We start from the raw sequence: 14,367 nt of genomic DNA, 5'->3' as shown, positions 1-14,367 counted from the left end.
GTTCCTCGTTGCGGCGCTGTTGCAAGTCCTCTCGGAATCCACGCTGCTTGCGCTGGAATTCGTGGGTCAGCTCGGCCACTTCGTGCTGGCGGCGCTGATGGTCAAGATCTGTGAGCACGGCCGCTTCCTTCTCGAGCTTGTCAGCCAAGGCCCTGGTCTTCCGGTCCATGTCCTGCAGTTCACGGTCGCGCGTGGAAAACTCCTGTGCAAGCCTGTTGTGGGCCTGCTTGGCTGGCAACGAGTCCGGCAGAATAAGTTCGGAATTGACTACGGCAATGCGCGCTGGCTGCGCTAGCACCGGTCCTACCGCGCACAGCATGGCGGCGGACAGCGCCGCCGCTATCAGAGTTTTCGGATGTGGGGTTGGCGTTTGCATGAGCGACGGAGCCGTACCTTTTGTGAGTGTATGGCGGTTACCGGTTACTTCTCGGAGTGGCGTTTGGCATGCAGAAATTCATGGGCTCGAGTGTAGTGAAATCGAAGATGTTGCAGCACATTGGATCGGTCGGCTTGGATCCCGCGCTCGGCAGGTTATAGAGCAGTGCCGAGGCATGCCCCAATGATATGGCCGGTCGCCTTTAGCCCAGCGCCTCTCATTGGCAGCCTGTCAGCTGATATGTCGGTGCGATTTGACACCATGTAGTGGCTACAGGGTCAAGACAAGGCTGCACGCATATATGCCGCCTGCTACGAACAAAGCACCCGCGCCGCACTTCAGGAGAAAAGTTCGGCAAACGCGTAGCGTTTTCCTTGACCCTATGGCAGCTACACAGTGCTAGATGAAGCACTAGAAGGGGCTAGCCCAAACTGGCGTGGACCTTGTTGGCTGGTCGCGTCTGGTCGCAGGCATGCATTTCCCGGCAGACGTTTTGGCGGCTTGGGAGGCGCACTTGGGAGTCTGTGCCTTTCTGCGGGGCTATGGCAGAGGCTGCCTTGCGCGTCGGGAACGCTTCCGCCTGCGCTGTTTGGGGTGGCGCACATGCCGCTTAGCGCCGGCGACAGGAAAGCGTTCGCTGAAGGCGGATCTGCCTGTAGTCCTTCGTGGGATCCGCGTCCCTACTCTTCTCCCAACAGCTGTGGTGTCTGATGGGCTGTTTTCGTAAGGCCCTCCAGAATGCCGCAGTCCTTGGCCTCTCGCGACAGACCGCATTGACTGCGCAATTGCTTCAGGTCACGTTCCAATGCCATCAACTCTTGTATGCGGCGCGCCACGTGTCGAATGTGGCCTTCTAGCAGGACGTTGACCTCTCCACAGTCCTCGTGGGGCGCATCCTTGAGACGCAGCAAGGACCGAATCTCGTTCAGGGTCATGTCCAACGAGCGGCAATGGCGGATGAACGCCAACCGCTCAAGGTGCTGGGAAGCGTAGAGTCGGTAGTTTCCAGAGGAACGAGCCGGCGCCGGCAGTAAGCCTTCATGCTCGTAGAAGCGAATAGTCTCCACCGTGGTGCCGGCGGTTTGAGCAAGTTTGCCGATCTTCATGCTTTTCCCCTTTGTTGGGCTCCTGTCTGACGCCCTCCATGCCGGATGGTGTCGACAAATTCAAGTCCGTGCAGTGTGAATGGAGGTTTGGACTGTGCCGTACAGACAATCCGAGCGCCACGCAGCGGCGCTGGCCGGACTCCGAATGTGGACACGAAGGTGCGCGTCAGGTGCGCGCTGTCGGCGAAGCCGGCGAGATGAGCAGCCTCGGTGAGCGTACAACCATCGGAGAGGGTGCGCACCGCACGCTGCAGGCGCAACCAACGCACGTACGCCCGGAACGACAGTCCGCTCGCCTCCGCGAACCAATGCATGAAACGGGAGGACGACAGGCCTACGGCGTCGGCGGCATGTGCGACATGCACGGGTCCCTCCAGCGACGTTTCCAGCCACTGGAGGACCGCAGCCCAACGCGAAGCCTCCGTGGCAGGTTGTGACACATTCGCTGTTTCAGACGGCATTGCGCCTCGCAGCCAGCGGTCCAGCTCATGTTCCAGCATATCCGCCTGCACGGGGCTCGGCGCCATCGTGGCTGCGGGCCGACGGCCAGTAGGGCAAACGCTGTGCATGGTCGGGTCGAGAAACACCATGCGCACCGGGCCGGCCGCTACGAGACGATGCGGCACCCCGGCCGCAAGAAAATGTCCCGGGGCCTGCAATCCGCCCCAGGCCCCTTCGAGGAGCAACATCCCCTGTTTGCTCCATGCCAACTGAGCTGCTTGATGTCGGTGCAACCGACCGGCCTCTATCGGTCCGATGTAAATGGCCCAGCCGCGGCCGATGGTCAGCAGCGGCTGCCTGTCGGATGCTTCGTGTTCATCCGCGGGCTGGGCGTGCCTGCATTCTGCCGAAGAGCTCATGGAACACGATCAAGGCAGCACCGAGTGTGATGCCGATGTCAGCCACATTGAAGGCCGGCCAATGGTACGAACCCCAATGAAGATCGATCCAGTCGACCACCGCTCCGCGTGCGACCCGGTCGATCATATTGGCCAACGCGCCGCCCAAGATCAGTCCGTAGCTGATCCGCTCGGTATCGGTGGTACCAGTACGCCGAATCATGTACACAAGGAACGCGGAGGCCGCCAAGGCAATTCCAATGAAAAAATATCGCTGCCAGCCCCCCGCGCCGTGCAGAAAACTGAAGGCGGCACCTCGGTTCAGCACATGCACGACGTTGAGGACGGGCAGCCAGTCGAGGCTTGCACCGTAGTCGACCCAGGCCACGATGGCTACTTTCGTCCCGATATCCATCGCCACGATAAGGGCCGCCAATACGAAACCCAGGCCAATGCTGCGATCAGCCCGCATGGTGGTCACTCTCAGTGGAGGGGCTGGTCCCCAGCAGGCGCAGTCCGTTGAACACCACGGCCAGGCTTGCGCCCATGTCGGCAAGAATCGCGAGCCACAGGCTGGCATGGCCGGTGAAGGCCAGCACCATGAAGACCGCCTTGGTACCGATCGCGAAGGCGATGTTTGCCTTCAGCACGCCACCCACCCGGCGCGACAGCTTGATGAACTCAGGCAGCTTGCGCAGGTCGTCCTGCATCAGCGCCACGTCGGCGGTCTCGATCGCGGTGTCGGTGCCAGCAGCGCCCATCGCAAAGCCGATGTTCGATTTGGCCAGCGCGGGCGCATCGTTGACGCCATCCCCGACCATGCCTACCGGCGCCTTCGCGCCAAGCTCTGCGATCGCAGCCAACTTGTCGTGCGGCAGCAGGTCGCCGCGCGCGTCGGTGATGCCCACCTGGGCGGCCACCGCTTCCGCGGTCTTGCGGTTGTCGCCGGTAAGCATCACCGGCTCTACGCCCAACTGCTTGAGCGCCGCTACCGCACGCTTGCTGCTGTCCCGGACCGTGTCGGCAACTGCCAGGACACCCAGTGCCTGCTTATCGGTGGCAAGCACCACTGCTGTCTTGGCCTGCGCTTCCAGGCTCTCCAGCAGCTTGCGGACCTGCTCGCTGGCCACGCCAAGCTCATTTGCCAGGCGGTGGTTGCCGACGTAGTAGGTCTGGCCGTCGATGTCGCCCTTGACGCCACGGCCAGCCAGAGCCTCGAAGCGTTGCACTGAGGCGTGCGGCTTGTCGCCGTAGGCGTTGACGATAGCTGTGGCCACTGGATGTTCGGACAACGCATCCAGGCTGGCGGCAATGCGCAGCACTTCCGTCTCCGAGAGCGCGCCCGTCGGTACCGTATCGGTCAGCGCCGGGCGGCCGTGCGTAAGGGTGCCAGTCTTGTCCAGTGCCACCGCGCGCAGCAGACGCCCTTGCTCCAGGTACAGGCCACCCTTGACGAGGATGCCACGCCGCGCGGCCGCAGCCAGGCCGCTGACGACCGTCACCGGTGTCGAGATCACCAGGGCGCAGGGACAAGCAATCACCAGCATCACCAGCGCCTTGTAGACCCATTCGAACCAAGGCGCCCCAAAGAACAGCGGCGGGATCACGGCAATGGCGATCGCCAGCGCAAAGACAGAGGGGGTATAGACGCTCGCGAAACGATCAACGAAACGCTGCGTCGGCGCGCGCTGGCCTTGGGCTTCCTGGACCGAGCGCGCGATACGGTCGAGCGTGGTCTCTCCCTTGCGCGAGTGCACTTCGAATTCCAATGTGCCGCGCTCATTGATCGTGCCCGCGAACACCGTGTCGCCGGGGTTCTTTTCCACGGGCATGCTTTCGCCGGTGATGGGCGCCTGGTTGATGGCTGATGCGCCCGACACCACGACCCCATCCAAGGCGATACGTTCGCCGGGACGAACGCGCACGACGGCTCCAAGCGGCACTGTCTCGGCCTTGACCTCTTGCCAGCGACCGTCGTCCTGGCGGACGAGTGCGGTTTCCGGCGCCAGGTCCATCAGCTTGCGAATCGCGTTGCGCGCCCGGTCCAGGCTTAGCGCTTCGATCATCTCCGCGATGGCGAACAGCCAGATCACCACGGCGGCTTCCGGCCACTGGCCGATCAAAGCGGCACCGATGACGGCAATCGTCATCAGGAGGTTCATGTTCAGTGACAGCGTGCGCAGCGCGATCCAGCCTTTCTTCAGGGTCTCGATACCGCCCAACGCAATGGCCGCCAGCGACGCGGCCACCACCGGCCATGCCGATTCACCCATCCCGGCGAATGTGAGGACTTCCGCGCCAACCGCCAGCACGCCGGCGGCCCCCATGCGCAGCCACTCCGCCTTCGAAATGCCGGTGCCAAAGTCCCTCGTGACTGCGGGGGCAGGCCGACTATGGTCGCGCAGCACCGGCTGCATGCCAAGTCGCTCAATGGCCGCTGTGATTGGCACCTCGTCCTTCAGCGAATGGCTGACGGTCAGGGTCCGGCTCATCAGGTTGAACTGCAGGCTGCTGACACCCGGCATGCCTTCCAACGCCTTGCGCAGCAGCGCCTCTTCGGTCGGGCAGTCCATCTTTTCGATCAAGTAGGTGGCTCGTCCCTTGGAACTTGCCCCTGCCTCGCGCTCGACCGTGGCATGCATGCCGATCTCGCGCAGTGCGCCGAGGACCGGTGCCGGATCGGGCAGGCGGTGTTGCACCTCCAGTCGGCGATTCATCAGGTCGAAGTCGAGGCGTTCGATGCCCTCCACCTTGCCTAGGCGCTTGCGGATCAAAGCTTCCTCGGTGGGGCAGTCCATGTTTGTGATCAGGAACTGCGTGGTATTGCCCGTGGCTGCAGGGACGAAGGAGACGGGGGGCGTGCCGCAGGGACCGCAGGCAGTCTCCGTTGTCGCTGCGCAATTCGCGCCCGGAGGAGTTGTGTCTTCGCCCAGCCTTGCCTGCATGCCGATCGATTGCAACGCCGTCAGCAGGGGTTCCACCGAGGACAAGGTGTGGACGACAGACAGCTGGCGTGCGGGTAGGTCGAACTCGAGCGACCGGACGCCGGCCAACGGCTCCAGCCGCGCGCGGATCGCCGCCTCTTCGGAGCGGCAATCCATGTTTGGAATCGTGAATGTGTCTTTTGACTCTTCTAACGCAGCGCTCTGGCTGCCGGCGCAGGATCCAGCGCACGCGGATCCGCAAGCGGCGTTGCCCGCGGCTTCGCCGTCGTCCTCCATCGATGCTTGCATGCCGATCTCATGGAGGGCCTCCAGCAACGGCCCCGGGTTCGGTAGCCCATGCCGGACGGTGAGGCGGCGCTGGGGAAGGTCGAACGAAAGGGACTCTACCGCTGGCAATTTGGCAAGCCGTGCACGGATTGCCGCTTCTTCGTTGCGGCAATCCATGTTGGGAATGCGGAAGACGGATGTCGCGCCGTTCAGGTCCTCCGCCTTCTTCCTTTCTTGAGTTGATCTCGCATCACTTTCGGCATGGGCTTGGTCGAGTTTCATCATTCGCCTCTTTCTGTATATGTCAGAATTTCACACCCTAAAGTAGATACAGAGTCAAGGGCTCTGCCTCCTGGTCGGAGGTTAAGTTGCCTCGGAACGGGCCTTTTCCTCATGTTCTGTCGCGTCAACCAGGATTTCACGACCTCCGTTAGCGGCGATCGCAGATACCACCAGACCCAGAACCAGGTCTGGCAGGTTGGAGCCCGACCACATCACGAGCGCTCCGGACAACACAATGGCCAGATTCACAATCGAGTCGTTGCTGGTGAATATGGCGGAAGCCTTGAAGTTGACGTCTTCCCCGCGGTGGCGTTTCAGTAAGCGCAAGCAAATAATGTTCAGCGCCGCATTGATCGCTGCCATGACCATCATCGCCGGCCCCAATGGCGCCTCGCCGCCAAAGAACCGGCGCAGGACTTCCACGCATAGCATCAGGGCCAGCCCAATCAAAAGCCACCCCGATAGCCGCGCTGCCCGCACCTTGATGGCTCGCGATCGGCCGACGGCGTACAGGCTGACGCCATACACCAACGCGTCGGCAAGGTTGTCCAGAGCCGCACCAAGCACCGCCGTGGACGCCGCCCAAAGGCCCACGCCCATACCTGCCAGACATTGGCTGACATTAATCAGTAGTACCAGCCACAGAATCCGGCGGTCGGCCGCCTGACTCGCGTCGAGGTCAAGGCGTTCTTTGTCGGGGAAGTGGTCGTTCATGCAACTCCTTTGTTAACCCGCCTGTTTCCACAGAAGATCTGAGTAATTTCACACCCCGTACCTGCTATAGAGTCAAGACGTCGCCCGCACACAGCATGTTTATTCAAGCTAGCTGTCTGTCGCTTGGAGAAACTGGAGGAAATTGAACTCTGGAGTCGCAATGACAGCGCGTTCTGTGGTGCGGTACGGCGCCTATCCGACCATCATGGCCCTGGTAATCACAGGGGTTTCGGTCGCCCCATCCCACGGCACGCCGCTGGCTTGGCTGGCGTTGTGGGCCGCCGCCGGGCTATTTCTTGTTGCTTGGCTGGAGCGCATTGTCCCGTTCGATGCACGGTGGCAAAAGCGGGATCTCGACTTTCCGGCGGATGTCGCCCATGCCGTTGTGAATTTGGCCGTGATGCACGGTGCCGTGCTGGGGTTCGTGGTGCTGCGGGAAGGAACGGGTTGGCCCAAGCTATGGTGGCCTGCGGAATGGCCATACTTGTTGCAGGTATTACTCGCAGGGGCGCCACTGGACCTGTCGCTGTATGCCGTCCATCGGCTCAGCCACCACTACGGCTTTCTGTGGCGGCTGCACAGCATTCATCATTCGTCGCGGCGGCTCTACTGGCTAAACGGGGAACGCCGCCACCCGCTGCATGCAGCCCTGATGGCGGGTCCGGGCTTACTGGTCCTGGGCATACTAGGCGCGCCGGCCGAGGTAGTGGCCGGCTGGTTCGCAATCCTGGCGGTCCATCTGGCATTCCAGCATGCCAACCTGGACTATAGCCTGGGGCCGGTGCGGTATATGTTAGGCGTGGCAGAACTCCATCGCTGGCACCATCGGGAGCGCTTCGCGGACGCGCAGGTCAATTTCGGGGAGTTCTGGCTGGTATGGGACCACCTCTTCGGTACCTTCTATCAACCGCAGGCGCCACTGGGCGCAATCGGCATCGAAGGCGACCCGGTGCCGCACCGCTACGGCGAGCAACTGATTTATCCGTTTGAACGACCGGATCCGCAAGTTCGTCTGGCCACCGAAGACGTCTCGCAGGGCCGCGATGCTGATGTCTAAAGCCGCTCTCGTTGGTGAAACCGGCTCGCAAGCTGCATCCAGCATGAATGCTCAGGTGGGATCTGACAGGACTATTTGCGCCGTCTTGAAGTTATGCGACGTCGCGTGGACGAACCTGATCTGTCATTCTCGAGGCCGCGCTTGATGCGCATCTGGCGACGAAAATGCCAGGCAAGCGAACCTGTAGCACACACCGTGAACGCCACGGCAAACACGATGACAACGATGACTTCACGTGGCAGGTCGAAGGGTGGGCGGCTCACTGTGGCCGAACGTTCATGGAAAGCGGTTTCGATCCCGACGACGCCATTCGGAGGTCTACCGAAGCGGCGTGACGGAGGATTTTGGCCATGGCAGGCGGCACACTGCCCCGATGCGAGCGGTGGTGCCGCCTGAGTTTTACTTGCGCTGCATGTCCACGACTGTCGGCTTGCCGTCGACCGTGTCGAATACGGCGGTAACCGCATCACCTTCCTTGAAGTCCTTCAACGAAGCGCGATCCTTGACCGGGAACGCCATGGTCATGGCGGACATGCCGAGATTTTCGATCGGGCCGTGCTTGAGGGTAACTTTCCCTGCCTTCGCATCGATCTTCTTTACCTCTGCCGCAACCGGGTGGGGGGCCTGCTTCGTTTCGGCTGACGGCTTCATGTCCATGCCCTTCATATCCATGCCGTCCATCGACCCTGCCGCGAACGCAGCCGGTGTGGCAGCGAGAGCAGCCATGATGGCAAGAGTTTTGACGTATTTCATTGTGATTCCTCCGGGAGTGAGGGGTGGGTGGAAAGTGAGACAGATTCGGCCTGCCGTCTGCGTATCAGCAAGTACACCGCCGGCACAACAAACAGGGAAAGCAATGGCGCGGTGACCATGCCGCCAACCATCGGAGCCGCAATGCGCTGCATGACCTCCGAGCCGGTGCCATGCGACCACATGATGGGAATCAGGCCGGCAAGAATGACAGCGACGGTCATGGCCTTGGGGCGGACCCGCAGCACTGCCCCTTCCTGAATGGCGTCCAGCAATGCGGACACGCTGGTTTCGCCTCGGCCCTCGCGTTCGCTCCAGGCTTGCTTCAGGTAGAGCAGCATGATGACGCCGAACTCGGCTGCCACGCCGGCAAGGGCGATAAAGCCGACAACCCCCGCTACCGAAAGGTTGTAGCCCAGCAAGTAAAGCAGCCAGAATCCGCCGATGAGCGCCAGCGGCAGCGTGCCCATGATCAGTAGCGCTTCATCGAGACGGCCGAACACCAGGTACAGCAACACGAAGATGATCAGCAGCGTGAACGGCACCACCACCTTCAGCTTCGCGGTGGCCCGCTCCAGATACTCGAACTGACCCGACCAACTGAGGGAATAGCCCGCTGGCATCGGGACCGCCTTGGCCACGGCGGCCTGCATGTCCTGGACGGCCGAACGCAGGTCACGTCCGCGAATATCGACGTACACCCAGCCCGACAGGCGGGCGTTTTCGCTGCGCAGCATCGGCGGTCCTTGCACCATCTGGAGGCGCGCCACGTCGGACAGCGTGATATGCTGGCCACGGTCGGTGACAATGGGCAGGCTGCGCAGTTGTTCCACCGAGTCGCGGTAGTCCCGTGGATAACGCACATTGATCGGAAAGCGCGCCAGCCCGTCGACCACTTCCCCGACGTTGTCGCCACCGATGGCCGAGGACACGATGCTCTGGACATCCTCGATGTTGAGCCCATATCGCCCGGCGGCCATCCGGTCTATGTCGACATCGACGTAGCGCCCGCCGGACAGGCGTTCGGCGAGTGCAGAGGTGACGCCCGGCACCGCCTTGACAGCATCCTCGATCCTCGTGGCCAGTCGGTCAATTTCCTTCAGGTCGGTGCCCGCCACCTTAATGCCGACCGGGCTCTTGATGCCGGTGGCGAGCATGTCGATGCGGTTGCGGATCGGCGGCACCCAGATATTGGACAGGCCGGGCACCTTCACCACGCGGTCGAGCTCCTCCACCAGCTTGTCCGTCGTCATGCCGGAACGCCACTGGTCGCGCGGCTTGAACTGGATGGTGGTTTCGAACATCTCGATGGGCGCCGGGTCGGTCGCCGTGTCGGCGCGGCCGGCCTTGCCAAACACGGTGGCTACCTCGGGAACGGTCTTGATTAGGCGGTCGGTCTGCTGCAGCAACTGCGCTGCCTTGCCGGTGGACAGCCCCGGGAGCGCCGACGGCATGTAGAGTAGGTCACCCTCATCGAGAGGCGGCATGAACTCGCCGCCAATTCGCATGATCGGCCAGGCGGTCGCGACGAGCAGAATTGCCGCGATCGCTACAGTGGTCTTCGGGTAGGTGAGCACCTTGGCCAACACTGGCTGATAGGCGCGAATCAGCCACCGACTGAGGGGATTGGACTGCTCCGTGGGGATCCTGCCACGGATCATGTAGCCCATCAGGACCGGCACCAGGGTGACGGAGAGGCCCGCCGCCGCGGCCATGGAGTAGGTCTTGGTAAAGGCCAGCGGCGAAAACAGTCGGCCCTCCTGCGCCTCCAGCGTGAACACCGGAATGAATGACAGCGTGATGATCAGCAGCGAGAAGAACAGCGCCGGTCCAACCTCAGCCGCCGACTCGCCGATCACGCTCCAGCGTTCATGGCCGGTGAGATCCAGGCCGGGCTTATCCGCATGCCAATGCTCGAGATGCTTGTGCGCGTTCTCGATCATGACGACCGCGGCATCGACCATGGCGCCGATGGCAATGGCGATGCCGCCCAGCGACATGATGTTGGCATTGACACCCTGGTATCGCATGACCAGAAACGCGGCCAGCACACCCAGCGGCAATGAAACGATGGCAACCAGCGCGGAGCGCAGGTGGAACAGGAAAACCAGGCAGACCACCGCGACGACGATAAACTCTTCGATCAGCTTGTGGGTCAGGTTTTCCACCGCCCGGTTGATCAGGGCGGAGCGATCGTACGTGGTGACGATCTGGACGCCTGCCGGCAGGCTCTTCTGCAGCGTGGCGAGTTTGGCTTTGACCGCTTCGATGGTTTCCAGCGCGTTCTTGCCCGAGCGCATCACGATGACACCGCCGGCGACCTCTCCCTGGCCGTCGAGCTCGGCGATGCCGCGCCGCATCTCGGGACCAAGCTGGACGGTGGCGACATCGCCCAGCCGCACCGGGATGCCGGCGTCGCTGGTCACCAGCGGGATCTGCCGGAAATCATCGAGCGTCTTCAGGTAGCCGCTGGCCCGGACCATGTACTCCGCCTCGCCCAATTCCAGCACCGAGCCGCCGGTTTCCTGGTTGGCGCCCTTGAGCGCCGTAAGCACCTTGCCCTGCGACAGGTTGTAGGCGCGTAGCCGGTCCGGCATCAGGACGACCTGGAACTGCTTCACCATGCCGCCGAGGGACGCGACCTCGGCAACATTGGGCAGCGATTTCAGCTCGAAGCGCAAGAACCAGTCCTGGAGCGCACGCAGTTGACTGAGGTCGTGCTGGCCGGTCTTGTCCACCAGCGTGTACTCGTAGATCCAGCCGACGCCGGTGGCGTCCGGCCCCAGCGCCGGCTTGGCGGCGCCGGGCAGGCGGGATTGCACCTGGTTCAGATATTCCAGCACGCGGGAGCGCGCCCAATACAGGTCGGTGCCGTCCTCGAATAGCACATAGACAAACGAGTCACCGAAGAACGAGTAGCCGCGTACGGTCTTGGCGCCCGGGACCGACAGCATGGTCGTGGTCAGTGGATAGGTGACCTGGTTCTCGACAATCTGTGGCGCCTGGCCGGGAAACGGCGTGCGGATGATCACTTGCACATCGGACAAGTCCGGCAACGCGTCGAGCGGCGTGCTGCGCACGGCCCACAGTCCCCAGGCGGTCAGCATGACCGTGACCAGCAGGACCAGGAAACGGTTGCGGATGGAAGCAAGAATGAGCCGGGCGATCATGGCTTGGCCCCCTGGGTGGTGCCGGCCGGCTCGACTGCGGACAGGATCGCCAGGCCATCCTTGTCCAGGTGGAAGCGGAACCGGATGCGGTCGCCGGTCTTGAGCCCCTTCGGCAGGCCGGCAGGCGGCGCGGCGAAATCCATGGTCATCGCGCCCCACTGTGCCGAGGGAATCGGCCCGTGCGAGATGGTCAGGCCTTCGCGCGTCACGGCCTCGATGCGCCCGACGCCCTCGTGCTCGGGCGCAGCCGCAGCCGGCGCGGAAGCCGCTGTCGTGGCGCTCATGCGTTCGGCCGTGCCACGCAAGCTGGCTTCCGAATCGATGAGGAACTGCCCGGAGGTGACCACTTTCTGCCCCGCTTTCAGCCCGTCCAGCACCTCGACCATGCCGGCGGCCTCGCGCCCGGTCTTGACTTCGGTTGCCACAAAGCCGGCCTTGCCCGCATCGACCATGACGATGCTGCGCTGGCCGGTGCGGATGACGGACTCCAGCGGAATCATCAGCAATTCCTTCTGATCACCGCTGTCAAACCGGACCGTCACGAACATCCCCGGCAACAGGTGCCTGCCCTTGTTGGGCAGGACAATGCGCACCTTGATGGTTCGCGTGGCCGGATTGACATCGGGCAGGACGGTATCGACCTTGCCAACGATTGACTCGGTTGCGCCGGTCGGCGACACCTTGACCGCCCGGCCCGGAGCGATGGCGTGGGCTTGTCCCTCCGGTACCTCGGCAATCACCCAGACCTGGCTCAGGTCGGCCAGGCGAAACAGGGTCATGCCAGGAGACACAGTCATGCCCTCCCGGACCGCAACCTCTGTCACAAGGCCGTCGACGGGGCTCACAATGCCAAGAGTAGGCTGGAGCTTGCCGGATGATTCGACGGTGCTGACCTGGCCGGGGGTCATGCCAGCCTGCAGCATGCGGGCCTTGGCCGCGCTGCGCAGGTCGGATTGGCCACCCGCGGCCATGCGGGACACGGCAAGATATTCCTCTTGCGCGGCCACCCAATCGGGCGAGTACAGCGTCACCAGTGCTTGGCCGCGCCGGACCGGGTCGAGGGTCGCTTTGACCGCTACGTGCTGGACGAAGGCATTCGTCCGCGCCTGGATCACCTGGACACTGCGCTCGTCAATGGCGACATTGCCAGGTGCCTCGAGCACGGCGCTCATCCGGCTCGCCTTGACCTCAGTCGTGCGGATGCCCAAATTCTGCGCGACACGGCTGTCGACCGTGACGCCGCTGCCTCCGCTGCCTCCGGCATCCCCATCCGCATAAACGGGCACGAGCTGCATGTCCATGAAAGGGGACTTGCCTGGCTTGTCGAAACGCTGGCCGGGTACCATCGGATCGTGCCAGTACAGGATCTTCTTGCCAGTGTTCGGATCGGTGTCGCCTGCTTTGAGCGCAGACGCCGCGCCTGGCGCGGCCGTCTGCGCAGATTGTGTGCCGCGCATGACGCCGAGGTGGTAGGCGCCATAGAGGGCGGCACCGATGACAACGACGCCGGCGACCGCGGCAATGACTGGTTTCTTCATTTGCGTTCCTTGGTGGCTGGCTCGGTCTGCGCGGTAGGCAGCGGGATCAGGAAGGTCAAGTCGGCCCACAGCTTTGCCGTCCTGGCCTCCAGCGTCAGCCGCTCCACCGCTGTGTCGATGGCGCGATGGTTGGCCTCGGCGACGGCAAGCAGCGATCCGGTATTGGCCCGGTATGCCGTGAGCGCTGCCTCCGCCTGCTGATTGGCGAGCGGTAAGGTCTTCTCGTCGTAGCGTTGGAGCCGCTCAAGGTTGCGCTGCAGCTCGGCAAGTTTGGCGCCTACCATGGCCTGGGTATTGCGCCGGATGATTTCGGACTTGGCACGCGCTTCATTGGCCTGTGCCAGCCGGGCAGCGACGTCGCGGTCTTGGCGATTGCCCCGGTCCCAGGGCACCGGGAAGCTGACGTTGATCGACCCCATGTTGGAGAAGGCTGGGCCGCGCTGGCTGTACATCAGCTCGACCGTCACATCTGGTGTCCTGGCCTCCGTTGCCACCTGGATCTCCGACTCGGCCAGGGCCACGTCGCGCCGTGCCGCCGCGATCTCGGGAACCGCGTCGAATTCGTCTTTCGCCAGTTGCTGAATGCTCTGGGGTACGTCGAGCGGCGGGCGCTGCGACAGTGTGCGGTTAGCCGCAGGCCCGACCCAGCGCTGCAGATTAAGCATGGCGGTGGCTACGGCGGCCCGGTTTTCGTCGAGGCGGTCATGCAGCTTCTGGACTTCCAGCTCCATCGCCAAGACATCCGCACGCGTGCCACGCCCGCTGCGATAGGCGGCGGTCGCCGCCTGGAGCGCCAGGTCCAGGGGATGGCCGTGATGGCCTAGCAGGACACCGGTCTGCTCGGCATACCACCGATCGAGCCAGGCACCGACGGCATTCCGTTGCACGTTGGCCAGTCCGACCGCGCGCTGCGCCTCGGCGGCAGTCGCCTCGGCTTCAAAGCGCGCCGCCTTGGCGCGGCGCTTGTCCGAGCGCGTGAATTCCTGCATCACGCTGATGGACCGCATGGTCATGAAATCCCGCGTGAGCGAGAACTGGTCCGGCCCGGTCACGGGGACGTTGTTGAGTCCAAGTTTGAGCACCGGGTCCGGCAATTGGCCGGCGGAAACCGCCATTTGCACGGCTGCCTCGACGGCGCCTCGCGAGGATTCGGCATCGCCGGCGTGAGTGGTCGCGAGCGCGACGGTCTCCTCGAGGGAAAGAGAAGGGGCAGATTGCGCAGCCGCGGCATGCGACACCGCCATGCTGAAGGCAGGCGCGCAAAGCAGCGCCAGCGTCAGGCGACGAGGAAAAAGCATAAAGCCTCCGTGAACGACGACAGCT

At 63.2% G+C, this 14,367-nt stretch carries 11 protein-coding genes; 1 reads left to right on the top strand and 10 read right to left on the bottom strand.

Annotation, left to right across the window (positions count from 1 at the left end; genetic code table 11):
• The 6 genes from AC6EI8_RS09315 to AC6EI8_RS09290 form a co-directional block, all read right to left on the bottom strand.
• On the bottom strand, positions 1 to 376 hold a 376-nt coding region (locus AC6EI8_RS09315; protein ID WP_371558779.1), incomplete at its 3' end, for an OmpH/Skp family outer membrane protein.
• A gap of 680 nt (positions 377 to 1,056) precedes the next feature.
• The gene (gene cadR, locus AC6EI8_RS09310) at positions 1,057 to 1,482 is read right to left on the bottom strand and encodes a Cd(II)/Pb(II)-responsive transcriptional regulator (protein WP_053821795.1); all 426 of its coding nucleotides are present in this window, start codon (positions 1,480 to 1,482) and stop codon (positions 1,057 to 1,059) included.
• Positions 1,479 to 2,342: a helix-turn-helix transcriptional regulator gene (locus tag AC6EI8_RS09305; RefSeq protein ID WP_082371465.1), complete on the bottom strand. Its 864-nt coding sequence runs from the start codon at positions 2,340 to 2,342 to the stop codon at positions 1,479 to 1,481. Before AC6EI8_RS09305 ends, cadR begins: the two co-directional genes overlap by 4 nt.
• Complete coding sequence (gene lspA, locus AC6EI8_RS09300) at positions 2,299 to 2,793, bottom strand: signal peptidase II (RefSeq protein WP_053821794.1); 495 nt, start codon at positions 2,791 to 2,793, stop codon at positions 2,299 to 2,301. Before lspA ends, AC6EI8_RS09305 begins: the two co-directional genes overlap by 44 nt.
• Positions 2,783 to 5,818 carry a heavy metal translocating P-type ATPase gene (locus AC6EI8_RS09295; RefSeq protein ID WP_170265910.1) on the bottom strand — a complete coding sequence of 1,012 codons (3,036 nt, stop codon included), beginning with the start codon at positions 5,816 to 5,818 and terminating at the stop codon, positions 2,783 to 2,785. The genes lspA and AC6EI8_RS09295 overlap by 11 nt, the downstream gene beginning before the upstream one ends.
• A 78-nt stretch (positions 5,819 to 5,896) precedes the next feature.
• On the bottom strand, positions 5,897 to 6,529 hold the full coding sequence (locus tag AC6EI8_RS09290) for a cation efflux transmembrane domain-containing protein (protein ID WP_053821792.1): 633 nt from the start codon (positions 6,527 to 6,529) through the stop codon (positions 5,897 to 5,899).
• Between the two features lie 160 nt (positions 6,530 to 6,689).
• Between AC6EI8_RS09290 and AC6EI8_RS09285 the strand changes: the two genes are divergently transcribed.
• Positions 6,690 to 7,586 carry a sterol desaturase family protein gene (locus AC6EI8_RS09285; protein ID WP_082371464.1) on the top strand — a complete coding sequence of 299 codons (897 nt, stop codon included), beginning with the start codon at positions 6,690 to 6,692 and terminating at the stop codon, positions 7,584 to 7,586.
• 399 nt (positions 7,587 to 7,985) lie between these two features.
• Here AC6EI8_RS09285 and AC6EI8_RS09280 read toward each other — a convergent pair whose 3' ends face one another.
• From AC6EI8_RS09280 to AC6EI8_RS09265, 4 genes are read right to left on the bottom strand one after another with little or no spacing between them, the layout of a single operon-like run.
• Positions 7,986 to 8,339 carry a copper-binding protein gene (locus AC6EI8_RS09280; RefSeq protein ID WP_053821791.1) on the bottom strand — a complete coding sequence of 118 codons (354 nt, stop codon included), beginning with the start codon at positions 8,337 to 8,339 and terminating at the stop codon, positions 7,986 to 7,988.
• Positions 8,336 to 11,506, bottom strand: coding sequence for an efflux RND transporter permease subunit (locus AC6EI8_RS09275; protein ID WP_252253950.1), 3,171 nt, complete (start codon positions 11,504 to 11,506; stop codon positions 8,336 to 8,338). Before AC6EI8_RS09275 ends, AC6EI8_RS09280 begins: the two co-directional genes overlap by 4 nt.
• A complete protein-coding gene (locus AC6EI8_RS09270) occupies positions 11,503 to 13,044 on the bottom strand; it encodes an efflux RND transporter periplasmic adaptor subunit (RefSeq protein WP_062799361.1) in 1,542 nt (513 codons plus the stop codon). The genes AC6EI8_RS09275 and AC6EI8_RS09270 overlap by 4 nt, the downstream gene beginning before the upstream one ends.
• Positions 13,041 to 14,342, bottom strand: a complete 1,302-nt coding sequence (locus tag AC6EI8_RS09265) for a TolC family protein (protein WP_062799363.1) — start codon at positions 14,340 to 14,342, stop codon at positions 13,041 to 13,043. Before AC6EI8_RS09265 ends, AC6EI8_RS09270 begins: the two co-directional genes overlap by 4 nt.
• Positions 14,343 to 14,367: the final 25 nt, after the last annotated feature.

It is taken from the genome of Cupriavidus sp. R6-3, assembly GCF_059772245.1.
This window is presented reverse-complemented; position numbering and strand designations above follow the sequence as displayed.

Excerpts from the sequence above, each read along its gene's own strand:
- cadR (WP_053821795.1), bottom strand. The coding sequence starts at position 1,482 with ATGAAGATCGGCAAACTTGCTCAAACCGCCGGCACCACGGTGGAGACT.
- AC6EI8_RS09305 (WP_082371465.1), bottom strand. The coding sequence starts at position 2,342 with ATGAGCTCTTCGGCAGAATGCAGGCACGCCCAGCCCGCGGATGAACAC.
- lspA (WP_053821794.1), bottom strand. The coding sequence starts at position 2,793 with ATGCGGGCTGATCGCAGCATTGGCCTGGGTTTCGTATTGGCGGCCCTT.
- AC6EI8_RS09295 (WP_170265910.1), bottom strand. The coding sequence starts at position 5,818 with ATGATGAAACTCGACCAAGCCCATGCCGAAAGTGATGCGAGATCAACT.
- AC6EI8_RS09290 (WP_053821792.1), bottom strand. The coding sequence starts at position 6,529 with ATGAACGACCACTTCCCCGACAAAGAACGCCTTGACCTCGACGCGAGT.
- AC6EI8_RS09285 (WP_082371464.1), top strand. The coding sequence starts at position 6,690 with ATGACAGCGCGTTCTGTGGTGCGGTACGGCGCCTATCCGACCATCATG.
- AC6EI8_RS09280 (WP_053821791.1), bottom strand. The coding sequence starts at position 8,339 with ATGAAATACGTCAAAACTCTTGCCATCATGGCTGCTCTCGCTGCCACA.
- AC6EI8_RS09275 (WP_252253950.1), bottom strand. The coding sequence starts at position 11,506 with ATGATCGCCCGGCTCATTCTTGCTTCCATCCGCAACCGTTTCCTGGTC.
- AC6EI8_RS09270 (WP_062799361.1), bottom strand. The coding sequence starts at position 13,044 with ATGAAGAAACCAGTCATTGCCGCGGTCGCCGGCGTCGTTGTCATCGGT.
- AC6EI8_RS09265 (WP_062799363.1), bottom strand. The coding sequence starts at position 14,342 with ATGCTTTTTCCTCGTCGCCTGACGCTGGCGCTGCTTTGCGCGCCTGCC.